Source organism: Nocardia sp. NPDC058058, from assembly GCF_042885355.1.
In the GTDB taxonomy this organism is placed as follows: Bacteria; Actinomycetota; Actinomycetes; order Mycobacteriales; family Mycobacteriaceae; genus Nocardia.
Genome location: NZ_JBHVSA010000002.1, coordinates 1,371,809 through 1,398,043 on the forward strand (window position 1 = coordinate 1,371,809; position 26,235 = coordinate 1,398,043).

Annotated in this window: 27 protein-coding genes; 15 read left to right on the top strand and 12 right to left on the bottom strand. The window is 67.5% G+C overall.

Going from position 1 to position 26,235, the window contains the following annotated elements; translation table 11 throughout:
- Positions 1 to 27: 27 nt before the first annotated feature.
- The 6 genes from ACFVUS_RS21005 to ACFVUS_RS21030 all read left to right on the top strand — a co-directional run bounded on the left by ACFVUS_RS21005 (position 28) and on the right by ACFVUS_RS21030 (position 5,899).
- Positions 28 to 1,611: a GMC family oxidoreductase gene (locus ACFVUS_RS21005; protein ID WP_387768570.1), complete on the top strand. Its 1,584-nt coding sequence runs from the start codon at positions 28 to 30 to the stop codon at positions 1,609 to 1,611.
- A 170-nt stretch (positions 1,612 to 1,781) separates the two neighbouring features.
- Positions 1,782 to 3,026 (top strand): septum formation family protein, encoded by a 1,245-nt coding sequence (locus ACFVUS_RS21010; RefSeq protein ID WP_387768573.1) that lies wholly within the window; start codon positions 1,782 to 1,784, stop codon positions 3,024 to 3,026.
- Positions 3,027 to 3,057: 31 nt separating this feature from the next.
- Complete coding sequence (locus ACFVUS_RS21015) at positions 3,058 to 3,399, top strand: metallopeptidase family protein (RefSeq protein ID WP_375961656.1); 342 nt, start codon at positions 3,058 to 3,060, stop codon at positions 3,397 to 3,399.
- A gap of 97 nt (positions 3,400 to 3,496) precedes the next feature.
- Positions 3,497 to 3,808 carry a PE family protein gene (locus ACFVUS_RS21020; protein ID WP_387768577.1) on the top strand — a complete coding sequence of 104 codons (312 nt, stop codon included), beginning with the start codon at positions 3,497 to 3,499 and terminating at the stop codon, positions 3,806 to 3,808.
- Positions 3,809 to 3,822: 14 nt separating this feature from the next.
- On the top strand, positions 3,823 to 5,004 hold the full coding sequence (locus ACFVUS_RS21025; RefSeq protein ID WP_387768581.1) for a PPE domain-containing protein: 1,182 nt from the start codon (positions 3,823 to 3,825) through the stop codon (positions 5,002 to 5,004).
- Entirely contained in the window at positions 4,994 to 5,899 is a 906-nt protein-coding gene (locus ACFVUS_RS21030; RefSeq protein WP_387768584.1) for an ESX secretion-associated protein EspG, read from the top strand. Before ACFVUS_RS21025 ends, ACFVUS_RS21030 begins: the two co-directional genes overlap by 11 nt.
- Before the next feature lie 200 nt (positions 5,900 to 6,099).
- Here ACFVUS_RS21030 and ACFVUS_RS21035 read toward each other — a convergent pair whose 3' ends face one another.
- From ACFVUS_RS21035 to ACFVUS_RS21045, 3 genes are all read right to left on the bottom strand, one after another.
- Positions 6,100 to 6,762 carry a histidine phosphatase family protein gene (locus tag ACFVUS_RS21035; protein WP_387768587.1) on the bottom strand — a complete coding sequence of 221 codons (663 nt, stop codon included), beginning with the start codon at positions 6,760 to 6,762 and terminating at the stop codon, positions 6,100 to 6,102.
- Complete coding sequence (pheA, locus tag ACFVUS_RS21040; protein ID WP_387768590.1) at positions 6,759 to 7,676, bottom strand: prephenate dehydratase; 918 nt, start codon at positions 7,674 to 7,676, stop codon at positions 6,759 to 6,761. Before pheA ends, ACFVUS_RS21035 begins: the two co-directional genes overlap by 4 nt.
- Before the next feature lie 63 nt (positions 7,677 to 7,739).
- A complete protein-coding gene (locus tag ACFVUS_RS21045) occupies positions 7,740 to 8,165 on the bottom strand; it encodes a hypothetical protein (protein ID WP_387768593.1) in 426 nt (141 codons plus the stop codon).
- 84 nt (positions 8,166 to 8,249) lie between these two features.
- Here ACFVUS_RS21045 and ACFVUS_RS21050 point away from each other — a divergent pair, with 84 nt between their 5' ends.
- The 4 genes from ACFVUS_RS21050 (at position 8,250) to ACFVUS_RS21065 (ending at position 12,327) form a co-directional block, all read left to right on the top strand.
- The gene (locus tag ACFVUS_RS21050) at positions 8,250 to 9,020 is read left to right on the top strand and encodes a DUF2470 domain-containing protein (protein WP_375961639.1); all 771 of its coding nucleotides are present in this window, start codon (positions 8,250 to 8,252) and stop codon (positions 9,018 to 9,020) included.
- Between the two features lie 188 nt (positions 9,021 to 9,208).
- Entirely contained in the window at positions 9,209 to 10,003 is a 795-nt protein-coding gene (locus ACFVUS_RS21055) for a CPBP family intramembrane glutamic endopeptidase (protein ID WP_387768598.1), read from the top strand.
- 49 nt (positions 10,004 to 10,052) lie between these two features.
- On the top strand, positions 10,053 to 11,687 hold the full coding sequence (locus ACFVUS_RS21060) for an LCP family protein (RefSeq protein WP_387768602.1): 1,635 nt from the start codon (positions 10,053 to 10,055) through the stop codon (positions 11,685 to 11,687).
- A 91-nt stretch (positions 11,688 to 11,778) separates the two neighbouring features.
- Entirely contained in the window at positions 11,779 to 12,327 is a 549-nt protein-coding gene (locus ACFVUS_RS21065) for a ferritin (RefSeq protein ID WP_375961632.1), read from the top strand.
- 109 nt (positions 12,328 to 12,436) lie between these two features.
- On the opposite strand, the gene ACFVUS_RS21070 is transcribed toward ACFVUS_RS21065, so the two are convergent.
- The 4 genes from ACFVUS_RS21070 to ACFVUS_RS21085 are packed head-to-tail and all read right to left on the bottom strand — an operon-like array spanning position 12,437 to position 15,681.
- Positions 12,437 to 13,351 (bottom strand): DUF5926 family protein, encoded by a 915-nt coding sequence (locus tag ACFVUS_RS21070; RefSeq protein ID WP_387768606.1) that lies wholly within the window; start codon positions 13,349 to 13,351, stop codon positions 12,437 to 12,439.
- 53 nt (positions 13,352 to 13,404) lie between these two features.
- The gene (locus ACFVUS_RS21075; protein ID WP_387768609.1) at positions 13,405 to 14,172 is read right to left on the bottom strand and encodes a glycerophosphodiester phosphodiesterase; all 768 of its coding nucleotides are present in this window, start codon (positions 14,170 to 14,172) and stop codon (positions 13,405 to 13,407) included.
- Positions 14,169 to 15,293 carry a DUF4328 domain-containing protein gene (locus ACFVUS_RS21080; protein WP_387768612.1) on the bottom strand — a complete coding sequence of 375 codons (1,125 nt, stop codon included), beginning with the start codon at positions 15,291 to 15,293 and terminating at the stop codon, positions 14,169 to 14,171. The genes ACFVUS_RS21075 and ACFVUS_RS21080 overlap by 4 nt, the downstream gene beginning before the upstream one ends.
- Before the next feature lie 13 nt (positions 15,294 to 15,306).
- Entirely contained in the window at positions 15,307 to 15,681 is a 375-nt protein-coding gene (locus tag ACFVUS_RS21085) for a rhodanese-like domain-containing protein (protein ID WP_387768615.1), read from the bottom strand.
- Positions 15,682 to 15,974: 293 nt separating this feature from the next.
- Between ACFVUS_RS21085 and ACFVUS_RS21090 the strand changes: the two genes are divergently transcribed.
- From ACFVUS_RS21090 to ACFVUS_RS21105, 4 genes are all read left to right on the top strand, one after another.
- Positions 15,975 to 16,586: a hypothetical protein gene (locus ACFVUS_RS21090; RefSeq protein WP_387768618.1), complete on the top strand. Its 612-nt coding sequence runs from the start codon at positions 15,975 to 15,977 to the stop codon at positions 16,584 to 16,586.
- A 245-nt stretch (positions 16,587 to 16,831) separates the two neighbouring features.
- The gene (locus ACFVUS_RS21095) at positions 16,832 to 17,455 is read left to right on the top strand and encodes a superoxide dismutase (RefSeq protein ID WP_364636936.1); all 624 of its coding nucleotides are present in this window, start codon (positions 16,832 to 16,834) and stop codon (positions 17,453 to 17,455) included.
- A gap of 309 nt (positions 17,456 to 17,764) precedes the next feature.
- Entirely contained in the window at positions 17,765 to 18,286 is a 522-nt protein-coding gene (locus ACFVUS_RS21100; protein ID WP_387768623.1) for a peptidase, read from the top strand.
- Between the two features lie 295 nt (positions 18,287 to 18,581).
- A complete protein-coding gene (locus tag ACFVUS_RS21105; RefSeq protein ID WP_387768626.1) occupies positions 18,582 to 19,319 on the top strand; it encodes a TMEM165/GDT1 family protein in 738 nt (245 codons plus the stop codon).
- Between the two features lie 9 nt (positions 19,320 to 19,328).
- On the opposite strand, the gene ACFVUS_RS21110 is transcribed toward ACFVUS_RS21105, so the two are convergent.
- Positions 19,329 to 19,979 (bottom strand): TetR/AcrR family transcriptional regulator, encoded by a 651-nt coding sequence (locus ACFVUS_RS21110; RefSeq protein ID WP_387768629.1) that lies wholly within the window; start codon positions 19,977 to 19,979, stop codon positions 19,329 to 19,331.
- Positions 19,979 to 20,890 (bottom strand): SDR family NAD(P)-dependent oxidoreductase, encoded by a 912-nt coding sequence (locus tag ACFVUS_RS21115; protein ID WP_387768632.1) that lies wholly within the window; start codon positions 20,888 to 20,890, stop codon positions 19,979 to 19,981. The genes ACFVUS_RS21110 and ACFVUS_RS21115 overlap by 1 nt, the downstream gene beginning before the upstream one ends.
- Before the next feature lie 153 nt (positions 20,891 to 21,043).
- On the opposite strand from ACFVUS_RS21115, the gene ACFVUS_RS21120 reads away from it, so the two are divergent.
- A complete protein-coding gene (locus ACFVUS_RS21120; RefSeq protein WP_364636926.1) occupies positions 21,044 to 21,811 on the top strand; it encodes an SDR family NAD(P)-dependent oxidoreductase in 768 nt (255 codons plus the stop codon).
- A gap of 97 nt (positions 21,812 to 21,908) precedes the next feature.
- Here the strand turns inward: ACFVUS_RS21120 and ACFVUS_RS21125 are convergent, their stop codons facing one another.
- The 3 genes from ACFVUS_RS21125 to ACFVUS_RS21135 all read right to left on the bottom strand — a co-directional run bounded on the left by ACFVUS_RS21125 (position 21,909) and on the right by ACFVUS_RS21135 (position 25,956).
- Positions 21,909 to 22,109 (bottom strand): cold-shock protein, encoded by a 201-nt coding sequence (locus ACFVUS_RS21125; RefSeq protein WP_033085228.1) that lies wholly within the window; start codon positions 22,107 to 22,109, stop codon positions 21,909 to 21,911.
- 248 nt (positions 22,110 to 22,357) lie between these two features.
- Positions 22,358 to 24,310 carry a molecular chaperone HtpG gene (gene htpG / locus ACFVUS_RS21130; protein WP_387768637.1) on the bottom strand — a complete coding sequence of 651 codons (1,953 nt, stop codon included), beginning with the start codon at positions 24,308 to 24,310 and terminating at the stop codon, positions 22,358 to 22,360.
- Positions 24,307 to 25,956, bottom strand: a complete 1,650-nt coding sequence (locus ACFVUS_RS21135; RefSeq protein WP_387768640.1) for a TM0106 family RecB-like putative nuclease — start codon at positions 25,954 to 25,956, stop codon at positions 24,307 to 24,309. Before ACFVUS_RS21135 ends, htpG begins: the two co-directional genes overlap by 4 nt.
- Positions 25,957 to 26,235: the final 279 nt, after the last annotated feature.

The window sequence follows — 26,235 nt, forward strand, 5'->3', positions numbered from 1 at the left end:
CCTCGCCAGACCTCCCGAGGAGTCCCCATGCCCCAATACACGCCGAGCACAGTCGATTTCATCGTCGTCGGCGCCGGATCCGCCGGGGCGGCCGTGGCCGCTCGGCTCAGTGACCGGCCCGGCGTCAGCGTCGCCGTCGTCGAAGCGGGCAGCGCCGACCGCGATAAATTCGTGCACATCCCGGCCGGATTCTCCAAGCTCTTCCAGGGCGAGAACGACTGGAACTATCGCACCGAACCGCAAACCGAACTGCTCGACCGCCAGGTGTACTGGCCGCGCGGCAAAATGCTCGGCGGCTCCTCCTCCATGAACGCCATGATGTGGGTGCGCGGCTTCGCCGCCGACTACGACGAATGGGCCGAACACGCCGGGCCCGGCTGGTCATTCGAGCAGGTGCTGCCCTATTTCCAGCGCATGGAAACCATCGAGGGACCGGAGGGCAACACCGGTGAGGGACCGCTGCACATCGCACCGCAGCGCAGCCCGCGCCCCATCACCCAGGAGTACCTGACCGCCGCGACCCAGGCCGGATACACCCTGGAGACGGCGAATGCCGATGTGCCACAGGGGTTCACACAGACCATGGTGAGCCAGAAGCGCGGGGCGCGATGGAGCACCGCCGACGCCTACCTGCGCCCCGCGCTGCAACGGCACCGGGATCTCACGCTCATCACCGACGCGCATGTCACCCAGGTGCTGTTCGAGGGCAATCGCGCGGTCGGGGTGGAATACCGGATCGGCGGGGAGACCAAACAGCTGCACGCCAAACGCGAGGTCATCCTGTCCGGCGGGGCGATCAACACCCCGCAGCTGCTCATGCTGTCCGGCATCGGGCCGGTGGATCAGCTGACCGAGCTGGGAATCCCGGTGCGCCACCACAATCCGGAGATCGGGCGCAACCTGCGCGATCACCTGGCCGCGCCCATCGTGTACCGCACCAAGGCGGGCAGCCTCTACGGCGCGGACAAGAACCTGCTCGAACTGGGCAACTATCTACTGCGGCGGCGCGGACAGCTCACCTCCAATGTCGGTGAGGCATACGGATTCGTGCGCAGCCGGCCGGATCTGGACCTGCCGGACCTGGAACTGATCTTCGCGCCCGCGCCCTATATCGGCGAGGGGCTCGGCGAACCCGACGGGCACGCGCTCACCTTCGCCGCGGTGCTGCTCAAGCCCGAATCGCTGGGCCGGATCACGCTCACCTCCGCCGATCCGTTCGCCGCGCCGAGCATCGATCCGCAGTACGTCGCGGAGATCAACGACCGCATCGCGCTCATGGCCGGACTGCGCACCTGCGTCGAAATCGCCTCGCAGCCGGCGCTCAAGGAGCACATCGGCGAACTCATGCAGCCCGAAATGCCCGCCAGCACACCGATGGACGAGGTGCTCAAGCGGTGTCTGGACGCGCATTCGCACACGCTCTACCACCCGGTCGGGACGTGCCGGATGAGCTCGGACTCCACCGGCGTCGTCGATCCGGAACTGCGGGTGCGCGGGGTCGAAGGGCTGCGCATCGCCGATACGTCGGTCATGCCGATCATCACGCGCGGACACACCCACGCACCCGCGGTACTGATCGGTGAGAAGGCCGCCGACCTCATCGCGGGGTGAACCCACCGTCATTCCGGCATGCTTTTGGCCGGAATCTCACCGAACTCATTGCTTCACGGTGGATCCCGGCCGAAAGCATGCCGGGATGACGAGGGTGGCGAAGATTGGTGGGGGTGCGAAGTTCGATGGGACGTGGCACACGGGTTGCCGCGCTGACATGATGGACGGCGATGTCCGACGAACGAGTGCCTCCGCAGAAGCAGCCCGCGTGGCCACCCGCTGGTCCCCGAAAAGGGGGGTCACGGCGGGCGGGCAGGTCGGGTCCAGCGTCCGGTCAGCCGGATCCGTACGGTCAGCCGGATTCCGCCGGGCGGCCGGGTTCGTCCGGTCGGTCAGGTTCTTCGGGCGGGCAGTCGGGGCCGCTGGCCGGGCTGCGATCGAAGCTGAGTACGGACGGTCCGCTGTCCGCGCCGACATTGCGCTGGGGGCTGCTCGCCGTCGCGGTGGGTGCGGTGGTCGCCGCGCTCATCACCATGGTGGTCTCCGGCTTCGACTCCGGGCGGGTGGAGGCGCACACCCCGGGCGGGGCGCAGCCCACCGGCGCGGTCGCCGGTGCGGCCTTCGGCACCGCCAAACAGGGCGACTGCCTGAGCTGGAGCAAGAGCAATGCCAGCGATCTGGTGAAGATCGACTGCGGCAGCAAGCACCTGTTCGAGGTCACCGCCGATGTCGATCTGAGCAAGTACCCGGGCCGCGAATTCGGGCCGGGCTCACGCTTTCCCGATTCGCTGCGCTTCTCCGAACTGCGCGATGAGCACTGCGTCAGCGCCGCACAGAGCTATCTCGGCGGCAAGTTCGATCCGCGCGGCAAGTTCGTGGTCGGCCTGATCAATCCGGGCGAGGCGGGCTGGAAGGCGGGCGAGCGCACGCTGCGCTGCGGTCTGCAGGTCACCGGCAGCGCGGGCACCGCCACGCATCCCATCTCCGGGAGCGTGCGCAGCGTGAATCAGTCGAAGGTGTTCGACGTGGGCACGTGCGTGGGCATCGCCCGCAATCTGCCCACCGATCCGGTCGACTGCGCGCAACCGCACGCCTTCGAGATCGTGTCCACCGTCGACCTCGGCGCGCGCTTCCCGAACGGCGCGCCCAGCAAGGACGATCAGGACAAGGTCATGGAAGACCAGTGCGCCAAGGACTCCACCGACTATCTGGGCTCACCGGACGCACTGCGCAACAAGACCCTCACGCTGTTCTGGGATTTCCTGGACACCCGCAGCTGGCTGGCCGGCAGTCAGAGCCTGAACTGCCTGATCGGCAAGGGCGCGGACCAGGAGGGCTTCGCCACCATCACCGGTTCGGCGCGCGGCGATCTGCTCATCGACGGTCAGGCCCCGGTGCCGCCGCCGAACAACGGCCGCTACACCCCGCCGCCGCTACCGGGCGCCGCGCCGCCGGTCATCCCGCAGCCGCGGTGATCGAGCAGAACGGCTCGCCGTGTCGGTAACCATGTCCGACGAGCGCTTCGAGGAGCTCGTCGGGGACGCACTGGATCTGATTCCGGCCGAGCTGGCCAAGGCGATCGACAATGTGGTGGTTCTCATCGAACCCCGCAGCGACGAGGACCCGCACCTGCTCGGGCTGTACCACGGGATCGCCCTCACCGAACGGGACTTCAGCCACTACGGGGGCGCATTACCGGACACCATCACCATCTATCGCGAGGCCATCCTGGGCATGTGCCACAGCGAAGAAGAGGTGGTTGAAGAGGTGGCAATCACAGTGATTCACGAGATCGCGCACTATTTCGGGATTGACGACGACCGCCTTCATCAGCTGGGATGGGGCTGATCCGGGGTTGCGGGGAACCATTCAGCTAACCGGTGCGTCCAAGGATTCATAGCCGGTACCGCTGTCTGCTTCACACGCCTGGAAGGGGAGTCGCTTCATGGTTGGCCACGTCCTCGTGCAGCCCGAGGTCATTCTCGCCGCTGCTCTCGAGCTCGACCTGCTCGCCGAACGACTCTCGGCGGCATCCGCTTTCACCGCGCCCGCCACCCATGTGCTCCCCTCCGGCACCGAGGAAGTCTCCTTCCTGGCCGCCGCGCACTTCAATCAGGCGGCATTCAGCCACGATCGGGCAACCGCTCAGGCGGTACTGGAACTGCATCACGCCGCCGCCACGCTGCGCAGTCAGCTCGCCCAGTATCTGGTGCAGGACGCGGTGCGCGCCGCCGGTATCGCCGCCATCCAGGTGTAGAGGGGAACACTCGAATGACATTGGGCATCACCGGGGTCTTCTGGCTCCCCCGCATGGCCGAATTGAACTCCGTGACCTTGAACGCGGGGGCGCACGCCATTCCGATCGCGGCCGCGGGCACCGCCTGGGGCGGGCTCACCGCCGCCTGGGTCGACGCCACCACCACCGTCGCCCGGGTCATGGCCGAGGTCGGGGTCGGACTCCAGGGCATCAACGGCTTGAACGTGCTGGGCCGTCTCACCGGATTCACGCTGTGGTCCGAACAGCAGAGCGTGCTCGCCGCCGCCATGGCTGCCAAGGCCGCCGCCAATGTGACCGCCTACACCGTGGCGTCGATCGTCATGCCGAGCCTGCCCGAGATCGCGGTCGTCGAGGCCGCGCGGGTGGCGGCGCACTCCACCGGCGGTGCGCTCAACGGCACCGCCGAAGCGGCCGAGGCCGCCAAACTCGCGCTCGACATTCGCGCCGCGCTGGTCATGGAGACCTACGAGGCCGCCACCACCGCGCTGGTCAGCACACCCGGCGAATTCTTCCTGCCGCCCGCCATCGCCATGGGGGCCGGATCCGTCAATGGCGCAAGCGGTTTCGGCGACGGCTCCGGTGATCCGGTGCAGGCCGCGCTGGCAGCCGCAGCCGGGCTGGCGAACAATCCCGCCGTACTCAGCGCCATGAGCCAGGCCGCCGAGGTGGCCGGGACCGTGGCCACCTCCGGCGCGACCACCGTCGGCAATGTCGCGAGCACCGCGATTACAGCCGTGGCCAACGGACTTGCGCCGGGTCATATCGGGACCGCCATGCCCAGTGGCGGCGACGCGAGCCTTGCCACCGTGGGCGCGGGCGTAGCCGGAGTGAGCACCAGCGCGGTTTCCTTCGGTGGCGGCGGCACGAACGTGAGCATCGGAAACGGTGGCGGCACACTGAAATTGCCCGAAGGCTGGGGCGCGGGCACCGGAATGCCCAATGCCGCACCGGCGGCCCCCGGGGCCGTCGCCGAACCGGTGAGCGTCACGCCCGCCGCGCAATCCGCCGCACCCGTGCGCGCCTCGAATTCCAGTCCGCTACTGGGCAATCAGGCACGGGGCGATGAGGACGAGACCTACGACGGCCATGACTACGGGCGCTCGGTGGAACACTTCGCCGACGGCCGGGTCATCGCGCCCGCGGTAATCGGCGGCGATCCGACGGATGCCCGGTGAGCAGTATCAACGCCGCGGCCGCAGGTCCGATGACCATGCTCGGCTGCGATTCGGCGGCGCAGCGGTGACCGTGCTCGGCGCGGGGCGCGGGCCGTCGGTGTTGCGATCGGTGACGCTGTCGCTCGACGAAATGCAGTATCTCCAGGAGGCTTTGGAGTTCGATGAGCTGCCCGTAGTGCTGAATGCCATGGGACGCTACGACAATGCCGCCGATCATGACGCGGCCATGAACGTCGCGGCGGCGGCACTGGCCGAACGCGATCTGCTGGACGGTGATCAGGTGCATCCGGAACTCGCCGAACGGCTGCGCGTGCTCTACCGCCCGCACTGGGTAATCGCCCTGCGCTGGTACGTGAACGGTCAGGTCAACAGGTTCTGCCTGGCCAAAGGTGACGATATCGAAGTCGTCGCGCTGCGCGGGCCGCACTCCTACGTCCTCGATACCGCCGGGCACGATCTGCCGGGCACGGTGATGGCGGCCCTCGGCCCGGCCGATCCGCTCGAACTCAACGGAATGAACGCGCCCACAGCCGAATTGGCCCCGATCTTCGACGATGCGGGCGATGTCACCACCACCGCCAAGCGCCTCGCCGAGGTGGGCAAACCGCCGCGCGACGCGAAAACCCTTGCCGCCGCGCTGGTTCAGGTCGACTCGCACGCCGAGATCGCCGGCGTCATCTACGGAGACGGCACCCGCGACACCGCCGACAATCACATCGCCGTCTTCAACACCCGGCACGGCAGATTCCTCGCCACCGCCAGCACCGCCGACGACGGCACCAAGTGGACGTCCCTCGCAACGGGCACACCAGCCCGCCTGCGCACAGCGCTACAGGATCTGATCGCCGGTTTGCCTCTGCGCCAGGAGTTTCCGAAGTTCCGGGCACCCAGCTAGCCCACCACGTCGCCCCACCTCGTCATCCCGGCATGCTTTCGGCCGGGATCCACAGCGGTCGGGACAGCGCTGCGGCGTGTGGATCCCGGCCAAAAACGCGCCGGGATGACGGGGGGTGTCTGCGCCCTCAACCCTGTCGGGGGATGTGCGCCCTCAACCCTGTCGGGGGGTTGTGCGCCCTCGCGGCCCTGTCGGAGCGGTCAGCCCATGGGGTCGTCGCCGGTGGGGGCGGTTTCCTCGCCGAAGGGTGGGAGGTAGCGGCCCCAGCGGGTGCATTCCCAGGTGCCGTCGGTGTGCGGTAGGAGTTCGATGGTGTCGGTGTTGTCGAGGTGGTTGTTGGCGGCGAAAAGCCTTGGGACCGAGGCTAGTTCGCGGGAGACCAGGCGCATTACCGCGCCGTGGCTGACCAGGATGATGTCGCCGGAGTCATCGTCGGAGAGGTACTCGTCGCGTAGGCGTTCCAGGGTGGGGACGTAGCGGTCCAGCACTTCCATGCCGGTCTCGCCGCCCGGGACGCGCTGGCTCAGATCACCGAAATGCCAGGCGTGGTAGACGTCCTGGAACGTTTCGTGCGCCTCGCGGGTGTTCAAGCCCTCCAGGTCACCGAGCTGGACCTCCTGCATACCCTCCAGCGTTTCCAGCTTCACGCCGGTGGCGTCGGCGATGTGGCCGCCGGTCTGGCGGGCGCGCAGCGCCTCGGAGGAGAAGAGGCGGCGCGGCGGTGTCGACAGGTTCGCGCCGAAGGTTTTCGCCTGCGCCACACCGCGTTCGGTGAGCGGCAGGCCGGGGAGCCTGGTGTCCAGGATCTTGGCGACATTGCCCTCGGTCTCGCCGTGTCGCACCAGGATGAGCTTGCCGGTCACAGGTCGGCCACCCCTTTCTTCAGGTCTGCCAGCCAGGCCGCGGCGGGTTCGTCGGCGGGCGGCGGAGCCCCGGCCGGTGCGGTCGCGGGCCAGGAACCCAGGAACCGAATCCGGGCGGCGGTGCGGTGCAACGCCTTCAACGCCTCGGCGACCGCGGTGTCGTCGATATGGCCGACGCAGTCCAGGTAGAAGCGGTAGGTGCCCATGCCCGTTCGGGTCGGACGGGATTCGATGCGGGTGAGATCGATACCGCGGGTGGCGAATTCGGCGAACGCGCGCATGAGCGAACCCGGCTCGTTGGCCAGCTCCATCACGATGGAGGTGCGGTCCACACCGGTGCGCGGCGGCGCGGGCTGCGGCGGCGCGACCAGCACGAACCTGGTCACCGCCGAATCCACGTCGGCCACATCGGAAGCCAGCGTCGCCAGGCCCAGGCGCTCGCCCGCCAGTGCGGTCGAGACAGCGGCATCGGCGTGCCCGGCCACCACATCCTCGGCGGCGGCGGCATTGGAAGCCGAGGTGAACATCTCCGCCTCGGGCAACCGGTGCGCCAGCCAGATCCGCACCTGTGCGGCCGCGATCGGATAGGCGGCGATCCGCCGCACCTGCGAGAGTTCGATACCCGGCCGCGCCAGGATCGTGAACGCCACATTCAGTTCGGTCTCGGCGATGATCTGCAAGCGGGGACCCAGCGCCAGCGCGTCCAGCGTCGGAGCGATCGACCCGTCCACCGAGGATTCGATCGGCACCACCGCGCCGTCGACCTGCCCGGCGCGCACCAGTTCGATGGTCGCGCCCTGACTCGGGGCGGGGACACGCTCGACCGGCCCGCCGAAGGTTCCGGTGGACTCGAGTTTTGCGAGGGCCATCTCCGTGAAGGTTCCCGACGGCCCGAAATAGGCGATGCGCGGCACGGTCTAGACACTACTTGCGCACGCTGAGCAACTCCCTATTTTGAATCACTCCCTTACCTACCCCTAAGGCTGGAGCGCGCGCAGCCCCGCGGTGATGGTGTCCGGATCGTTCGTCTCGATGGCGAGCAGGACGGTGCGCAGCGCTTCGACGGCGGGCTGTTTCAGACCCGACAGGAAGGGGAGGTCGGGGGCGGCGAGCGCGGTCGGGATGTCCTCGCCCATGAGCGCCGCAACGGTGGCGGCGACGATCGCCAGGGCGCGCGCGCCGGAATCGGTGCGGGCCACGAAACCGGTGTCGGCGTGTGCGATTCGGACCAGGAATTCGGCGACCGCCACATCGTCGACGCTCAGGTCGAGTACCTCGGCCGGGGCCGGATTCGCGCTGATGGGACGGATCAGACCGTCGGTGATCCCCTGCACGGCGGGTTTTCCCGGGACGCTCAATTGCAGGATGACCGGTTCGGAGGCGGGGGCGGAATCATGCGGCACGACTCAACCGTAGCGAGTCGATGGGTTGCGGAAGATCACACTCTGACTTAGCTTAGGTTTACCTAATTCATCATGGAGGTAGGCATGACCAACACGGCTCCGGTCGTCGCGCCCCACACCGCCGAGCGCGTGCACAGCGCCTGCGCCCACGCCGAGAGCGCGATGCTGGCCGTGCCCGGCCTCGACCCGGTACCGACCTCGGTGCACCTGCTGCGCCAGTGCGGCGATATCGTCATCGCCGTACCGTCCAATTCGGTTGCGGCCGTACTGGTTATGACCTGTGGTAACACCGGCTCACCCGCCGTGCTCGAACTCACCGACCACGCCCCGCTGCCGCTGCGCGAACCCGTGCGCGCCCTGGTCTGGCTGCGCGGCTGGGTGCACGCGGTCCCCAGCAATACCCAGCGCGCGCTCGCCGCCGCCGTCGCCGAGGACCACCCGCATCCGGCGCTGCTCGATATCGGCCACACCGCGACCCTGCTGCGCCTGGTCGTCGACTCCGCCGTGGTCGCCGACACCTCCGGCGCGGATTCGGTGACCCGCGAACAACTCCGGCAGGCGCACCCCGACCCGTTCTGCGCCATGGAAGGCGCGTGGCTGCAACACCTGCACGCCGACCACGCCGATGTCATCGACCGGCTCGCCCGGCATCTGCCGCCCGCACTGCGGCGCGGCGCGCTGGTGCATCCGCTCGCCATCGACCGGTACGGCGTCACGCTGCGGGTGGAAGCCGTCGAGGCCGACCACGACATCCGCATCCCCTTCCCCACCCCCGCACACGATGTCGAATCGCTCAGCCGCGCCGTACAGGCCTTGGCGGCCAACCCTTTCGAACACGGCCTGCACCGCATCTAGCGCCGCACCCTCGTCATCCCGGCGCGTTTTTGGCCGGGATCCACACGATCGGCGCAAGGTCTGACCGGTGTGGATCCCGGCCAAAAGCATGCCGGGATGACGGGGCAAGATTTGCCGGGATGACGGGGCGGGATTTGCCGGGATGACGGGGCGGGATTGCCGGGAGGGCAGCACATAGATTGGCGTCCATGGATTCCGGAGCCGAGACCTCGCCTGTATGGCCCGCGTTGGCATCTACCGCGCAGCAGCGGCGGGCGATCCGGATCGAGATCGCGATCGTCCTGGTCGTCACGTTCGGGCTGAGCGGTGCCAATGCGGCGCTGTCGCTGCTCGAGAGCGCGCTCGCGCCGGGCGGGGTGGGCGGGCAGACCGTCGCGCTGAATCCGTCGCGGGCGGCGCAATCCACCATCGACCTGCTGTTCCAACTGTTGAGCGTGGCGCGACTGCTCGGCTGGGCGGCGCTCGGGCTGTATCTGTTGTGGCGCAGCGGGATCGGGCCGCGGCTGATCGGGATCGCCCGGCTGCGGTGGCGGGGCGATGTGCTGCCGGGGCTGGCATTGGCCGCGATCATCGGGATTCCCGGGCTCGGGCTGTATCTGGTCGCGCACGCCCTCGGGGTGAGCGTCACGATTGTGCCCGGCTCCCTGGATCATTGGTGGCGGCTGCCGGTACTGGTGTTGAACGCCTGGGCGAATTCGGCGGCCGAGGAAGTGCTGGTGGTCGCGTATCTGATCACCAGATTGCGGGCGCTCGGCTGGTCCGAGAATCGGTCCCTGCTGGCATCGGCGCTCCTGCGCGGCAGCTACCACCTCTACCAGGGACTCGGCGGCGGCATCGGAAACCTGGTGATGGGACTCATATTCGGGCGGTACTGGCAGCGCACCAACCGGCTCTGGCCACTGCTGCTGGCGCACGCGCTGATCGACACCGTCGCCTACATCGGCTACTCCCTGCTGCGGGGACACCTCTCCTGGCTGCCGTAATGCGATTGGAATGAACCCCCGAGCGGGTGGAATCAGTAGAGTTCCGGTGATGAACGGCGACGACCCCCAGCAACACGCACGGATGCGCCGGGAGCCGCCGCCGAATCGTGCGAGCCAGCCCCCGGCCGGACCCGCACGGCCCGGAGCAAACCAGCCGCAACCGCCGCGCGCACAACCGGGCGGGCCACCGCGCGCGGGACAGCCACCGCAGCGGAACCAGGGTCCCGCGGCACGTGATCCGGGTGCGCGGCCGAATCCGAATCCGCGCCAGGGCGATCCGGCCGCCGGAGCGCACGGGCCCACCCACAAGATCTCGCGTGACGAGCCGAAACCCGCACTGGCCTGGTCGGAAGTCCCGCCCACCATGAACCGGCCGCCGCAGGGTCCGGCGCGCGGGCCGGGGCGCGATCAGCAACCACCGCAACGCAATCTGCCGCCGCAGCGGAATTCGGGCGTGCCACAGGGCAATCAGCCACCCCGGCGCGAACCGGGTGCGGCACAGCGCAATCAACCCGCATCGCGCGAACCCGCTGCGGGACAACGCGATCAGCCCGGAGGTGCGTCCCGGTACGAGCGGACGCGGGTGGCCGCGCCGATGGGGCACGCCCCCACCCAGACCCCGCAACCCTTCCGGGAGGATGCGCCGCCACCACCGCCCGCGCTGCCGCCCAAACGCGGTGGCGGCAAAGGCGGCGGCGGTGACCGTCCGCCGCGCGGACCCAAGCCGAAGCGCAAACGGCACTGGTTCCGGTGGATCACGGCGCTGCTGCTGATCGTGCTGCTCACGCCGATCGTGGCGGGGATCTACGTGGATACGCATCTGACCCGCATCGACGCACTGCCCGGCTACTCCGGGCGGATCAGCGACACGCCCGGGACGAATTGGCTTTTGGTCGGCTCCGACAGCCGCACCGGACTCACCGCGGAGCAGGAACAGGAGCTCGCCACCGGCGGTGAGGTCGGATCCGAGCGGACCGACACCATCATCCTGGTGCACCTGCCGAAATCCGGGCAGCCGACCCTGGTCAGCCTGCCGCGCGACTCCTACGTGGCCATTCCCGGACACGGAAAAGACAAGCTCAACGCGTCATTCGCATTCGGCGGCGCACCGCTGCTGACGCAGACCGTCGAACTCGCCACCGGACTGCGCATCGACCACTACGCGCAGATCGGCTTCGGTGGTTTCGCCGATATCGTCGACGCGGTCGGCGGTATCGATATGTGCCTGGACCAGGCGATCAACGATCCGCTGGCGGGTATCGACCTGCAGGCGGGCTGCCAGCATCTCAACGGCGCGGAGGCGCTCGGCTTCGTGCGCTCGCGCGCCACCGCCCGCGCCGACTTGGATCGCATGCTCAACCAGCGCAAATTCCTCAGCGCGCTGCTGAAGAAGGCGACCAGCGTGGGCACGCTGGCCAACCCGTTCCGGTCCTGGCCGCTGATACAGGGCTTGACGAAAACTTTGAAGGTCGACGAGGGATCGCACGTCTGGAACCTCGCCCTGCTCGGCAAGGCGATGGCGGGCAATCCGATAGCGACAACCGTGCCGGTCGGTGGGTTCGAGGACACCGACGGCAGTGGCAATGTGCTGCTGTGGGACAAGACCAGAGCCGGTCAGTTCTTCGATGCGCTGGCCGCCGATAAACCCATCCCGAGCGACTTGATCACCACCGTCGGAAATTAGCGAAATTAGGCAAGTATTGCCTCAATAAGGCTGTACTCAATAAGGCTGCACTTGGATGACACGCGCTCTGACCAGGGTTAATGTCATCCGCATGTCCAGCCGAACCCAAACCAAGAGCAGCAAGTTCCACGCCCTGCTGCAGGATCAGATCCGCAACGAATTCAATGCCGAGCGCCAGTACATCGCCATCGCATTGTGGTTCGATCACGCCGATCTGCCGGTCCTGGCCAAGTACTTCTACAAGCAGGCCGTCGAAGAGCGCAATCACGCGCTGATGATCGCGCAGTACCTGCTCGATCAGGATTTCGTGGTCGAGGTGGCCGACAACAGCGCCGCCAAGTCGAGTTTCGAGAATGCCAAGGAGCCGATCGCGCTGGCGCTGTCCCAGGAGCAGACGGTCACCGAGCAGATCGTGGCGCTCGCCAAGACCGCCCGCGAAGAGGGCGACTACCAGGGCGAGCAGTTCATGCAGTGGTTCCTGAAGGAGCAGGTCGAGGAGGTGGCGACCATGAAGACCCTCCTCACCGTCGCCGAGCGCGCCAGCGCCAACATGTTCGACCTGGAGAACTTCGTCTCGCGCGAGATGAGCTCGCCGAAGGACGCCTCCGGCTCGCCGCACACCGCGGGCGGCTCGCTCTAAGGACATACGAAAAGGCCCGGTTCCCCTGTGGGACCGGGCCTTTCCTATTGCCGAAGCAAATTCGGGGTGAAACCGCCGGGCGCTGAAAACAATTCAGCGCCCGGGAAAATCAGCGCAGGGTGACCTGGCGCGAGCGCAAGCCGTCGCGGGAGCGGCGGATCTCCGAGGTCAGCGGCTCGTCGTTCTTCAGGGCGGCGGCCAGGCGGGCGCCGAATTCCTTTGCGGCGGGCTCCCATTCGGTGGGGTGGCGCTCGGGATCCAGATCGAACACCGGCACCAGCAAACCGTGGGTGCGGAACGAGCCCGCGAACCGCGAACCCTCACCCAGGTTCAGTTCACCGGCCGCGTGCAGGCGCGCCAGCGCGACCATGAGCGCGTCCTCGTCCTCCGGGCGTACCCAGCGCAGATGCGCCTTCTCACCGGCGTCCACCCACCAGGCCGCGCCGATCGCGTCCGCGCCCAGGTTCAGGCGGGCCGACGGCATGATCGCCTGATTCGCCTGCTCGATGGTGGCGGCCACCTGCGGGTCCGGGGTGACACCCTCGGGTACCCACCAGTTGAAGTCCTGGTGCACGGTCAGATCCAGTGCGGCGTTGTCGAGCACGTCCGAAAGGCTCGGCGCGCCTTCGACACTCGCGGCCGCGAGCGAATCGCCCGGCTCCGCGGACTGCGTCCACAGAATCGCGGTGGCGAGATCGGCTGCCGGATTATCCGACTGGAACTGCACCTGCGTGCCGACGAACCCGACCGGCTCATCGCCCGCGCGCACCAGCGCGGCCACCGCGCCCGGCAGCACCGTCGACAGCGTCACCGCGCGCTCGGCGGCCACACTCGGCGACAACTTCAAGGTCGCGGTGGCGGAAGGCACGAACTCCCGGAGCGCCACCAGATCACACTCGGCGGCCAAACCCTCGAACGGCCGCGTCACCACCTGCGACGCCGCCTCCTGCGCGGCACGGCGCTCGGCCAGCTTCTGCGCCCGGTTACTGTCCGGCTTGGGACTGTTGCGCTTGCTCTTACCCATAGCTGGCAAACGTACCGTGTCCGATTGAGCGGGCTGCGGTGCGGCTTATCGAATTACGCGACGGGGAGGAGGCCCTTGGTGCGGCCGGGGTGGTTGGTGGCTATCCAGCTGACGCCGAGGTCGGCGCAGAGGCGGACGTCTTCGGGGTCGTCGACGGTCCAGACGTAGGTAGCGCGGCCGGCGGCGGCGGCCTTGTCGACCAGGTCGGGGTGTTCGCGCAGGGTGCGGACCGAGGGGCCGATCGCCGTCGCGCCGACCGTGGTGGCGGCACCGCCGGACAGGTAGAGGGAGGATTCGCCGAGCAGGACCGTCGGCAGCAGCGGGGCCGCGCGGCGAATGCGCCACACCGCGGTCGCGGCGAAGGAAATGACCACCGCGCGCGAATGATCCGCCGAGGCCGGAGCCGCGATGCCGTAGCGCTGGAGTTCGGTGAGCAGGGTGGTTTCCACCAGCGCGCCGTAGCGGACCGGATGCTTGGTCTCGATGAAGAGCTTGGTGGGGCGGCTCTTCCAATCCAGGACCAGTTCGATGAGTTCGGCCAGGGTCAGCACCGGGGACGGTTCCTCGGCGGTGCCGAAGTTCAGCGCGCGGAGTTCATCCAGGGTCAGCTCGCTGACCGCGCCGGTGCCGTTGGACGTGCGGTCCACGGTGCGATCGTGCACGCACACCAGCTGGCCGTCCTTGGTCAGGCGGATATCGCATTCGACGCCGTCGGCGCCCTCCTGCAACGCGAGATCGTATGCGGCGAGGGTGTGTTCGGGTCGCGCCGCCGACGCCCCCCGGTGCGCCACCACGAATGGTGCGCGGCTCTCCCGGCTCACTTCGCCAATACCTCCTCGTGCTCCGATTCCGGCGCGCCGTCGGCGGCCGCGTTCGCGCTCGCCGAATTCGGTGCGGTCGCCTCATCATTCCCGACGGCGTCCAGCGGCGCGCGCCCGGCGGAACCCGGGACCCGCTCGGCCGCGGGCCGCACCGGTGCGATCACCGGGACCGCGGGCGCGGTGGCGGGCAGCCAGCGCTTGACGGTATGCGGCGCACCGCGCAGGTCCAGACCGGCGAACGCGCGCACCAGCCACAGCGTCAGCACCGCGACACCGGCCGCGACCAGATCGGCCCACATGCTCACCAGCACGCCGTCCGCCCGCACCTGCAGTGAGGCGGCGAACCGGTACAGCGTCACCGCCACTACCAGCACGCCGTTGAGAATCCAACCCGCCCACCAGATCCGGACCACGCGCAACAGTCGCGGCTCCAGCTCGCCCGCGCGAATCGCCTCGGTGAGGAATACCCCCGGCCACAACAGATTCGCCCCGGGAATCAAAGAGCCAAGGAACAACTCGGCGGGATGGCGCGGATCCGTCCGGCGCACACCGGCATACGCGGTGCGGCGCACCTGTACCAGCCAGCCGACCAGCGCGACCGCGGTCAGCAATGCCAGCAGTGCGGCCGCGATCGCGGAAACCGTCACGGCCCCATCGGAAATCCACAGCAGCCAGGGCTGGATCAGCCGGGTGCGATTGCGCAGCAGAATGCCGTACCGGCCCAATTCGGCGAGTGCGGCGAAGCCGAAAACGCCCGCCGTGCCGAGCAGTAGGCGCGGTACCCGCGCGGCCAGGGCTTCGAGGCGGCCGACCGGCACGGTGGTCGTCTCGGGCAGGCGATCCTGCAAACCCCAGCGCGGAGTCTGCGTGTAGTGCGGGGTCTGCGGCGCGACCGGCTGCCGAACGGGCTGCGCCGGTTGGGCTTTGCGGCCGGGCGGGCGCGCCACCCAGCGATAGTTGCGGCGCGCGGCGGGCGCGTCCACGGGTGCGGGCGAGAGCAGTACACCGTGGCAGCGCGGGCACCAGTGCAGTGGTTTGCCCTGCACCGCCCAGCGCGCACCGCAGCGGGCACACGGCTGAACCACCGTGGATCGCTGATTCGCCACATTCCCCCCGTTCATCGGCTGCACCTCACTAGTAGATCTTCGCCGCGGCCGGATCGTCACCGGTGAGGGCACGCCCGGCCTGTTGCCAGGCGACCATGCCGCCGGAGACCATGACGGCTTCGAAACCGACGCTCTCCAGGTACTGCACCGCCTGGACCGAACGGCCGCCCTGCCGGCAGATCACGTAGATCTGGGCGTCGTAATCCAATTCGTCCAGGCGCGGGGGCAGGTCGACGAGGGGGATGTGCAGGGCGCCGGGCGCGTGCCCGAGCCGCCATTCATCGTCCTCGCGCACATCCACCAGCAGCGCGGGCGCGGGTGCGGTGGTCGCCCAGGGCGCGGCGGCGTCGAACTCCGCGGGCACCTCCTCGATCGGAACCGAGGGAATATGGGGACTGGTCACGCCTTCGATCCTGCCACGGGCACGCGGGGGACGTGGAGTTCCGTCCCGAGTTATCCACATAATCCACAACCTGATCCACAGGTTGAGAACTGTCCGGAATCTCCTGCCGTGCGGTTCGTAATGCCGGGTCAACCGTTCCGAAATGTCCCCTCCACGTCTCGGAGCGGCCGACCCGACAACTGGTTGGACGGCGGCGGATCCCGATCGGTTCCGTTCGCTCCCGAAAAAAACGACAACACTACAGAAAATCGGAAATCCTCAGCCGGTCCAGGCAAGATCGGTAGCCTGGCGCTATGACTGTGAGCAGGGGGCTACTCGACGGACTGGACATCACCGGACTCAACACCGCACTGTCCGAGGCGACCTGCCTCGGAATCGACGTCGACGCGGCGGCCGGAACACTACGGCTGGAACTCGATGTCCTCACTCTCCCCGAAAGCGGGCCACCGCCCGCCGATTGCGATCTCTACCTGACCCTGACCGGGGTCAGCCGCGTCGCCGCCTCACTGCGCCGCCAGCGCTGGGACGACCTCGACCCGGTCGTACTGCCCTTGGAACTCGACGGCCTGCACGACGCCGTCAGCAGCTTCGGCGGCGGTGCGCTGCACGGCTGGGAATTCTTCGACCTCAGCGACCGCGCCTGGGCGCAGTGGAGCAAACTGCTCAGCTTCGACACCGTCCTCGAGGACCGGCCCGCCGCGCACATGCTGGAGATCTCCCAGGAAGAAGGCATCGATCCGCGCGAACTCGATGTGCGGGTGTGGTTCGACGGCATGATCGTCACCGATCAGCAGGGCGCCGAACTGCCGCTGACCGAATTCATCGCGGGCGGAGTGCGCTGGTGGCAGGCGCACGACGCGGGCGATCCGCGCACCATGAAGCCGAATATCGTGCCGCCGCTGTAACTTCCGGGCCGCCCCCGGCGCAGACCAGGGCCGCATCGCGATCCGCGATGCGGCCTTCACCATGAGCGCCGCCGATCCGTCCCGGGTTCCGATCACGGCCAGTCCAAGGGTTGGGATAACCGGCTGTACACCGGAATGTGGGGGCAGACACCCCGGTTGCCATGAAGCGGGTGTACGAATGATGGTTGGGTGCGCCGGGCACAATCGCCGAGGGCACACAGCCCCGACACTGAGGAAGGGACATCGTGGCTGAGTACACGCTGCCAGAACTGGAATACGACTACAGCGCCCTGGAGCCCCACATCTCCGGGCAGATCAACGAGATCCACCACAGCAAGCATCACGCCGCCTACGTCGCGGGCGCGAACGCCGCGCTGGAGAAGCTGGAAGCCGCCCGTGAGGCGGGCGATCACGCCAGCATCTTCCTGAACGAGAAGAACCTCGCGTTCCACCTCGGTGGCCACGCCAACCACTCCATCTGGTGGAAGAACCTCTCCCCCAACGGTGGCGACAAGCCGGTCGGCGACCTGGAAGCCGCCATCGACGACCAGTTCGGGTCGTTCGACAAGTTCCGCGCGCAGTTCACCGCCGCGGCCAACGGCCTGCAGGGCTCGGGCTGGGCCGTCCTGGGTTACGACACCCTGGGCCAGAAGCTGCTCACCTTCCAGCTGTACGACCAGCAGGCCAACGTGCCGCTGGGCATCATCCCGCTGCTGCAGGTCGACATGTGGGAGCACGCCTTCTACCTGCAGTACAAGAACGTCAAGGCCGACTACGTGACCGCGTTCTGGAACGTCGTCAACTGGGCGGACGTGCAGGATCGTTTCGCGCGCGCCGTCACCCAGGGCAAGGGCCTGATCTTCGGCTGATAGGCCGGGACTTCGTGGGGCTCCGCCCCACACCTCCACTGGGACGCCCCGAGACACGCCCGGCTTGATCACGGGTTCGGGGACCCGGTGGGCAGGGAACCCGGGACGCAGCCCCGGATTCTCAGCGCAGCAGCCTCGCGAATCGGTTGATTCGCGGGGCTTTTGTGTGTTCGGGGGGTGTGATGGCGGGCGGGATGGGCGGGTGCTGGCACTCTTTGGTACTTGTGTGCCAGACATAACCGGGTACAAACTCGGGTACTACTAGGACGGGCATAGCCGCCCCGGATTTCTTCACTTCGGGAGGCCGCGATGAGCGAGCAGATCGGTGTGTTGCCGTTTCAGGCGCATGGGTCGTTGCACGGGTTCGTGATTTCGGGGCGCTGGCCGGACTCCACCAAGGAGTGGGCGCAGTTGCTGGTGTTGGCGGTGCGGGTGGCCAGTCTGCCGGGATTGTTGCCCACCACCACCGTGTTCGGGGCGCGAGAAGAGCTGCCCGATGATCCGCAGCCGGGAATGGTGGGGCTCGTCATCGCCGAGGGGACCGTGCTCGGGGAAGCCGCGCTGGCGCCCGGCAGGTTTGCCGAACATGTGCCACCCGCGTTGATCATGTTGCATCCGCCGCGCGAGACGCGGCCGTCACTGCCCGAATGCGCGGGCGCGGCCTCCGGGACCTTGCTGCTGCCCGGGCTGCCGCATCTGGGGCTCGAACATCGGGCGGCCTGGGTGGAAACCGATATGGACGGGTCGGTGACCTCGATGGTTTCGCGGGTGGGCGTCGATCCGATCAGTGATCCCGATACCGCGGTTCTGGCTATGCTGCTGGCCGCTTAAGGGTTCCCGAAACCTCTCGGCAGTGCGTCCAAACTTATTGTGCGCATTGCGATTTCGACTACACGCGTTTGCGAATGCCGGGTTTGCCGGAGTAGGGTGTGTCAGAGCGAAGGGGAGTAGCCCCCAATCGCGTAGTCGACATACTGATCCGCTCTCGGGTCCGGCTGCGTGAACCGGGATTCACCGGTGGGCGAGACCTTCGGCCATGACAACCAAACCGATCACGGTGCGGATGTCGGCTGAAGCGCCCCCGCAATTCAGTCGGCAGGCCGGAGAACCTGGGAGCTGACATTTCATGATCACCACGATTTTGCTGAGCTTCGGCGCGCTCTTCCTCGCCGAACTGGGCGATAAATCGCAGTTGATGGCCTTGACGTTCGCGCTGCGCTACCGCTGGTGGGTCGTGCTCAGCGCCATCACCGTCGCCAGCATTCTGGTGAACCTCATCGCCGTCGGCGTCGGGCACTTCCTCGGCGCGGCACTGCCCACCGAACTCATCGCGTTCTTCGCCGCCGCCACCCTGATCGCGGTCGGCCTGTGGACGCTGCGCGAACTGCTGCCGGGCAACGCGCCCGAGGACGACGCCGAAACGGTCGCGCCGCAAACGAAATCGCGGTCGGCGTTCCTGGTGGTGCTGTCCGCGTTCCTGCTCGCCGAACTCGGCGACCGCACCATGTTCGCGACCATGGCATTGGCCACCAAGAACGGCTGGATCGCGGTATGGATCGGCTCGGTCGCGGGCATGGTCGCGGCGGGCGGACTCGCGATCCTGATCGGCGTGACGGTCGGCAAGCACATTCCCGAGCGGGCCATCGCGCTCTGCTCCGGACTGCTGTTCCTGTACTTCGGCGCGGTCACGCTGCTCGGCGCGCTGGCACCGGAACTGGGGACGCTGGGCAATATCGCCCTCGGCGCGGTACTGCCCGCGGCGGCCGGTGCGGTGCTGATGCTGTTGCGGCGCAAGAACTCCGCACGGATCGGCGAGCAACCGGATGCGGACGAAGCGGTCACCGTCGAGGAACGCACCGCCTGATTCGGCTTCTCAGTCGTCGAGCGGACTCTCGCCGAATAGCGCGCCCGCGCGGCGGACCAGATTGGTCAGGGGTTCGCGGAGGGCGCGCAGGCCGTCGATATCGCCGACGGCAATGCGGTTGGTGACCATGGCGCTCAAGGCGGCGACCAGGGTTTGGCAGGCGAAACGCTGTTCCTCGGTATCGGCGCGCAGGATGTCCGCGACCATGGCGACGAAGGTTTCCTGGAGGTTGGTGCGGCGGATGATGGCCTCGGGGCCGACGGCGTACACCTCGACGAGAAACAGTCTGGCATAGGCGGGTTCGGCGGCGAGGGCGTCCAGGTAGGCGCCGAGCACGCGTTCGATGCGCTCGGATTGGGTTTCCCCGTCGAACTCCGCACCCGTGACGGCGAGTATGCCGGTGAGCATGAGTTCCACCGCGCGCTCGTACGCGGCCTCGAAACAGTCTTCCTTGGAACGGAATTGCTCGTAGAAGGTTTCACGCGAAACACCGGCGCGTTTGATGACCGCGGCCACAGGTGTTCCGACATAACCGTTTTCGGCCATCGCCTCGGCCATTGCCAGCAGGATGCGGTCGCGTTGCGCGGCGACCACCGTCTCGCGCGGCAGGCCGTGGCGGCCGCGGGGCAGTTGGCGGGAGGTGACTGCCGAATCGGGCATCAGGCGAGCTTCCTCATTCTGCTCGGGCGGGCGGGCTGCTCGGTGGTGAAGGCCACCGGTTCGGTGCGCGCCACTTCCAAACCCGGTGCGACACCGTGCCGCAGAGCGTAGTCGACAACCCGCTGCCCGACCCCTCGGAAGCTCAGCACCACACCCACCCAGTACGGCGAGAACACCCGGCGCGAGCGGCGGGCCAGGGCACGTTCCATGGCGTCGATGGCCGGGCCCAGCGGTGCGATGCCCGACACCGTGCTGCGGCCGAGAATGCTGCGCGCGGCATCGGTGCCGAAACCGCGGCTGGTCATATCGGTGTCGAGTTCGGCGAAGTAGGCCATGCCGACCTTCGCGCCGGTATGGCGCAGTTCGATGCGCAGGGTGTCGCCGAGCGCCTCGACCGCGGCCTTGGACGCGCTGTACGCACCGGCCAGGGGTAGGTGGATGGCGGCGGCCAGCGAGGACACCAGCAGTACGTACCCGCCCGGATGCGCGATATGCGGGCCCGCCGCGCGCAGCGTGTAGTACGCGCCGAGCACGTTCACCGTGAGCGTCTGCTCCAGCACCGTCGGATCGCCGTGCAGCAGTGAAAGTTGCCGGGCGATACCGGCATTCACCACCACCGCGTCCAAACCGCCGAGCTCGGCGGTGAGCGAGTTGACCACGCGCTGCACCTGGGCCGGATCGCCGACATCGCAGTAGCGCCACGGGGCCTCACCGCAGTCGGCGGCGACCTCGGCCAGCAGTCCCTCTTCGATGCCCAGCAGCGCCACCTGGGCGCCGTGGGCATGCAACTGCCGGGCGAGAGCCGCCCCGATACCGCGGGCGGCGCCGGTGATCAGGATGCGTTGCCCGGCGACCTGCCGGGCGGGAGCTAGGAGACCACGGCGCGAACGTCGGGCCGCGTGGGCGTTCATAGCAGCGACAGTAGCACTCAACGAACACCCATGTTCGCAAACTGGATAGTCGTCTTCCGGTGCCCCTGAATCGGACTGTGTCCGCCCCCACTAGTGTGCTTGTTGACGGAGGGCCAGTGAGAGGGCGCTCCACGTTCGAGAGGACCAATCACCGTGGAGATTTCCGGCTCCGCCGCCATCGTCACCGGAGGTGCTTCCGGCCTCGGTGCGGCCACCGCCAAGCGCCTCGCCGACGCCGGCGCCACTGTGTTCGGCCTGGACCTGGCCCAGTCGATCGAGCGCGCGGGCGACAGCGTCCCGGCCGGTGTCACCCTGATCCCGACCGACGTCACCAGCGGTGACGAGGTGGCCGCCGCGGTCGCCAAGGTCGTGGAATCCGGTGTGCCACTGCGCATCGTCGTCAACTGCGCCGGTGTGGGCTGGGCGGGACGCATCCTGTCCAAGAACGGCCCGCACGATCTCGAGCTGTTCCGCACGGTCATCACCGTGAACCTGCTCGGCTCGTTCAATGTCATGCGGCTGGCCGCCGACGCCATCTCCAAGACCGAGCCGGTCGACGAGTACGGCCAGCGTGGCGTCATCATCAACACCGCCTCCGTGGCGGCGTTCGAGGGGCAGATCGGTCAGATCGCCTACTCCGCCTCCAAGGGCGGCGTCGCCGGTATGACCATCCCGGCCGCGCGTGACCTGGCGCAGTTCGGCATTCGCGTCAACACCATCGCCCCCGGCATCATCGACACCCCGATGCTCGCCGGTGTCACCGAGGAATACCGCAAGGGCCTCGAGGCAGGGGTTCCCTTCCCGTCCCGCCTGGGTCGCCCGGACGAGTACGCGCAGCTCGCGCAGTACATCACCGAGCACGACTACCTCAACGGCGAGACCATCCGCATGGACGGCGCACTGCGCATGGCACCGCGTTAAGCGTTGAAACGGCACAAGGCCCGCACGGATTACCGTGCGGGCCTTGTTATTTCACGAGGTCGGCGGACGCGGAGGCTTCAGCGCCCTGCCGGAAATCTCAGTGGGGGCGGACGGCCGCGGCCTGCGGACCCTTCTTGCCCTCGGTGATTTCGAAGCTCACGGCCTGGCCCTCTTCGAGCTGGCGGTAGCCGTTGCCTTCGATTTCAGAGTAGTGAACGAACACATCGGGGCCGTCCTCGCGGGCGATGAAGCCGTAGCCCTTCTCCGCGTTGAACCACTTGACGGTGCCCTGAACCATAACTTTCTCCTGCTGGATGTTGCATCGGCCGCCGCGGTCACGGCGACCGGGTCGAATCAGAAGGCGACTTGCAACTTGCCTGGCAAGAGAAGCGCCCGCACGATGTTCAGCGCGAGCATGTGAGACACGAACACGAAAAACTTACGACCAAGCAGTACAACGTATGGCGTTCGAACGAGTTCCCCGGTTCGGCGGATCATCGCGCGCGTCACAATCGCGCCGAACCGGGTATGACCGAAAACCGCCGACTAGAGGGTCTTGGTGAGGCGTTCCGCGAGCACCCGGGCGAAGCGCGCCGGATCCTTGAGTTCGCCGCCCTCGGCGAGCACCGCTGTGCCATAGAGGAGTTCGGCGGTCTCGGTGAGATCGGCGGGCTTCTCGGCGTCGTCCTTCACCTTGGCGAACGCATCGCGCAGGCCCGTGACCAGGGCATGCCCGGGGTTCAATTCCAGGATGCGCTTGGAGTCGGGCAGCGTCTGACCGGAGGCGCGGTACATGCGCTCCAGCAGCGGTGTGAAATCGAACACGTCGCCCACGATGCAGGCGGGCGAGGTGGTGAGGCGGGAGGTCAGGCGGACCTCCTTCACATTCTCGTCCAGGGTGGTGGTCAGCCAGCCGAGCAGATCCGCGAAATCCTTGTCCTGCGCCTCGCGCAGCGCCTCGGACTCCTTCTTCTCGTCCTCGGACTCCAGATCCACCTCGCCCTTGGCGATGGATTGCAGTGGCTGACCGGCGAATTCGGGTACCGAACCGACCCACATCTCGTCGACCGGATCGGTCAGCACCAGCACCTCGAGGCCCTTGGCCTTGAAGGCTTCCATATGCGGGGAGTTCTCGATCTGCTCGCGGGACTCGCCCGTCATGTAGTAGATCGCGGTCTGGGTCTCCGGCATCCGCTCCACGTACTGGGCGAGGGTGGTGAGCTCCTCGGTCGAATGCGTGGACGCGAAAGACGAGACGCCCAGGATGGTTTCGCGATTATCGGAGTCGGAGAGCATGCCCTCCTTGAGAACTCGGCCGAACTCGCGCCAGAACGTCTGGTACTTCGACTGATCCTCGGCCTTCTGCAAATCCTTGACCGTGGACAGCACCTTCTTCACCAGACGCTTCTGGATCATCCGGATCTGCCGGTCCTGCTGCAGGATCTCGCGAGAGACGTTGAGCGACAGGTCCTGTGCGTCCACCACGCCCTTGACGAAGCGCAGGTACTCCGGCATCAACTCTTCGCAGTTGTCCATGATGAACACTCGGCGCACGTACAGCTGCACGCCGCGCTTGTGCTCACGGGTGAACAGGTCGAACGGGGCGGTCGAGGGCAGGAACAGCAGCGCCTGATACTCGAATGTGCCCTCCGCCTTCATCGGAATGACTTCCAGCGGGTCATCCCAGGCGTGCGAGACGTGCTTGTAGAACTCCTTGTACTCCTCGTCGGTGACCTCGCTCCGGGGGCGGGTCCACAGCGCCTTCTGGGAGTTCAGGGTCTGGGTTTCGGTGAGCGTCTTCTCGGTCTGCTCCTCGCCCTCACCGTCCATGACGGTGCGTTCCACATCCATGCGGATGGGCCAGGCGATGAAATCCGAGTACTTCTTCACGATTTCGCGGAGCTTCCACTCCATCGTGTAATCGAAGAGGTGGTCCTCGTCATCGGCGGGCTTGAGATGCAGCGACACCGACGTGCCCTGCGGGGCCTCGTCGAGTTCCTCGATCGTGTAGGTGGAGCTGCCCGCGGCGGATTCCCAACGGGTGCCGGTGGTTTCGCCCGCTTTGCGGGTGGTCAGGGTGACCTTGTCGGCCACCATGAAGGTCGAATAGAAGCCGATGCCGAACTGGCCGATGAGCTCTTCGGCGGCGGCGTCGGATTTGGTTTCCAGCAGCTGCTTGCGCAGTGTGGCGGTTCCCGACTTGGCGAGCGTGCCGATCAGATCCACCACCTCGGCACGGGACATGCCGATGCCGTTATCGCGGACGGTCAGCACGCGCTCATCCCGATCCACCGACAACTCGATGTGCAGATCCGAGATATCGGCCTGCAAATCCTTGTCGCGGAACGATTCCAGGCGCAGCTTGTCCAGCGCGTCCGAGGAATTCGAGATCAGCTCCCGCAGGAACGTGTCTTTATTCGAATACACCGAGTGAATCATCAGCTCCAGCAGCTGATGGGTCTCGGCCTGAAACTCCAGGTGCTCGACGTGTTCGGTCACGACGCGATATTACGTCGCGCGAAATCCGCGATGGCGGGAACCTCGGCATCGGCGCGATCTGTCATCCAGTCACGCAACACCTTCGTCGCCTGCACATCGTCCTCGTTGTACTCCAGGATGCGGGTGCGCTGCGACATGTCCGGATCGCCGCCGTCGTAGCCGACGGCCAGGCGATACCAGCTCATGGACGCCTCACCGCCGGCTTCCGGATCGCGCCAGGCGAAACCGGCGACCGGGGCGATCTTCTTCAGGCCCTTGCCGTTCGGGCAGATGAACTGCTCCGACACCGCCTGGAACATGTCCACCCACTGCGGGCTGTCCACGAACTTCTGGATATCGCGCTCGGTCGGGATGCCGGGCATGCCCGCGAAACGACGGGCCGACTCGTACAGCCACTTGTCCTCGGCGGTGCGCGAATAGCAGTAGGCGGCAAAGGTTTTGCCGTCCGCGGCGGCCTGCGCGCGGGTTTCCATCAGCCACGCCCAGAATTCGGCGAAGGAACGGCCCTCATCCTCGGTGGGCAGCGGATCCCAGGTGACGAAGGGGCGATAGACACCGTCCAGGAGAGTGCCCCACAGGTATGCGCCGTGCTCCTGGAAGCTCTCCAGATCGACATCCACCTCGACGTCGGCGCGGGTCACCCGGACCTGATCGACGCGACGGACCAGCGGGGCTCCGGTGGCCCAGGCACGCGCGGTCACAATGGTTTCGGTGAACGGCTCGAAATGCCAGTCGTCCGGATCATCGCCCGTCCAGGCCGCGAGATCGTCGATGGTGTTCACATCGTGGCGGCGCAGCACCTCGGCGCGCGCGCCCGGGGCGACCAGACTGATATCGCGGTGTTCGGCCAGCCACTTCTCACAGCTGAGCGCGCCCGGTTCGGGAGCGCGGGTCCACCACGGGCACTGACGGCATTCGGGGACCTTCGACGGAACCGTCGGGAGTTCACCGCGCACCACCGCGATGCGGTCCGCGTAGCGACGGTCGTAATCGTCCAGGATCGGGCCCAGATCGTGAATCAGGATGCGGTCGAAGGCATATCCGATCGCGCCACCCACCAGGGCGGGGCTGGCGAAGCCGTGCCGCTGCAACATGCGGTACAGGTGCGCCAGGCGCTGCTGATCGCGCGGCTGCGGGCGGGTGCGGACGTAGCGGTCCGGCTTGGGGGTCCAGGAATACAGGCCGCTGGTGATCGGATGGAAATCGGCCGGATCCGGTTGCCGCGGATCGGTCACCTTGTGATTGACCACCACGATCGGGATGTAACCGCCGCGATCCACGTCCCGCCACAGGATTTCGCAACCACCGCGCCGACCCGTGTCCGCCTCCTGCGGCAGCAGGCCACCCCAGATGCGATCCGCGCCCGCCGCCATCGCCGCCATCGTCGCCTCCGCGCGACGGCCCGCCGACATGCCCGGATCGATCACGGTCCAGCGCTCCGGATCACCGCCGACGAGGGTGTCCCGCACCTGAATTCGATGCGCGGCCGCCGCATCCCGCCGCTGCTGCACACCGGCGTCTTCGATGACTCCGGTCAGCACCTGTGGGTGCGAGGAGTCCAAAAGCAGCCGGTGCCGGCAGCCGATCAAGGCCCGCGCGTCAAGAAACGCGGCCCGCTCGCCATGGTCACCGATGCCCGAATACACGGATAGCAGTATGGCCTCATCCCCCGACACTCCGACCCCCGCGCCCCTCGGCGCGCGGAGAAGATGATGCGAGCGAGGGGCGCGCACCCCCGGGTGGTGCGAAAACACTCCGGGGCTCCGCCTCCGAACCCCCGACAGAGGGAAGAGGGGGACGCTGACGCTGAGTCTTGGGGGCTTCGCCCCCAAACCCCCAATGACGAAGGGCCGCGAGACCTTGCGTCAGCGTCTGTGTCTCGAACCGCGGGGATACGTGGTTCGTTGATTGGGCATGGTGTTCGC

What these genes read in the sequence shown, in the direction of transcription:
- ACFVUS_RS21050 (WP_375961639.1), top strand. Translation starts at nt 8,250, where the DNA reads ATGACCAACACGGCTCCGGTCGTCGCGCCCCACACCGCCGAGCGCGTG.
- ACFVUS_RS21115 (WP_387768632.1), bottom strand. Translation starts at nt 20,890, where the DNA reads ATGAACGCCCACGCGGCCCGACGTTCGCGCCGTGGTCTCCTAGCTCCC.
- ACFVUS_RS21030 (WP_387768584.1), top strand. Translation starts at nt 4,994, where the DNA reads ATGCCCGGTGAGCAGTATCAACGCCGCGGCCGCAGGTCCGATGACCAT.
- ACFVUS_RS21105 (WP_387768626.1), top strand. Translation starts at nt 18,582, where the DNA reads ATGATCACCACGATTTTGCTGAGCTTCGGCGCGCTCTTCCTCGCCGAA.
- ACFVUS_RS21015 (WP_375961656.1), top strand. Translation starts at nt 3,058, where the DNA reads ATGTCCGACGAGCGCTTCGAGGAGCTCGTCGGGGACGCACTGGATCTG.
- ACFVUS_RS21100 (WP_387768623.1), top strand. Translation starts at nt 17,765, where the DNA reads ATGAGCGAGCAGATCGGTGTGTTGCCGTTTCAGGCGCATGGGTCGTTG.
- ACFVUS_RS21065 (WP_375961632.1), top strand. Translation starts at nt 11,779, where the DNA reads ATGTCCAGCCGAACCCAAACCAAGAGCAGCAAGTTCCACGCCCTGCTG.
- ACFVUS_RS21110 (WP_387768629.1), bottom strand. Translation starts at nt 19,979, where the DNA reads ATGCCCGATTCGGCAGTCACCTCCCGCCAACTGCCCCGCGGCCGCCAC.
- ACFVUS_RS21020 (WP_387768577.1), top strand. Translation starts at nt 3,497, where the DNA reads ATGGTTGGCCACGTCCTCGTGCAGCCCGAGGTCATTCTCGCCGCTGCT.
- ACFVUS_RS21025 (WP_387768581.1), top strand. Translation starts at nt 3,823, where the DNA reads ATGACATTGGGCATCACCGGGGTCTTCTGGCTCCCCCGCATGGCCGAA.
- ACFVUS_RS21125 (WP_033085228.1), bottom strand. Translation starts at nt 22,109, where the DNA reads ATGGTTCAGGGCACCGTCAAGTGGTTCAACGCGGAGAAGGGCTACGGC.
- ACFVUS_RS21060 (WP_387768602.1), top strand. Translation starts at nt 10,053, where the DNA reads ATGAACGGCGACGACCCCCAGCAACACGCACGGATGCGCCGGGAGCCG.
- ACFVUS_RS21055 (WP_387768598.1), top strand. Translation starts at nt 9,209, where the DNA reads ATGGATTCCGGAGCCGAGACCTCGCCTGTATGGCCCGCGTTGGCATCT.
- ACFVUS_RS21010 (WP_387768573.1), top strand. Translation starts at nt 1,782, where the DNA reads ATGTCCGACGAACGAGTGCCTCCGCAGAAGCAGCCCGCGTGGCCACCC.
- ACFVUS_RS21070 (WP_387768606.1), bottom strand. Translation starts at nt 13,351, where the DNA reads ATGGGTAAGAGCAAGCGCAACAGTCCCAAGCCGGACAGTAACCGGGCG.
- ACFVUS_RS21090 (WP_387768618.1), top strand. Translation starts at nt 15,975, where the DNA reads ATGACTGTGAGCAGGGGGCTACTCGACGGACTGGACATCACCGGACTC.
- ACFVUS_RS21080 (WP_387768612.1), bottom strand. Translation starts at nt 15,293, where the DNA reads ATGAACGGGGGGAATGTGGCGAATCAGCGATCCACGGTGGTTCAGCCG.
- ACFVUS_RS21005 (WP_387768570.1), top strand. Translation starts at nt 28, where the DNA reads ATGCCCCAATACACGCCGAGCACAGTCGATTTCATCGTCGTCGGCGCC.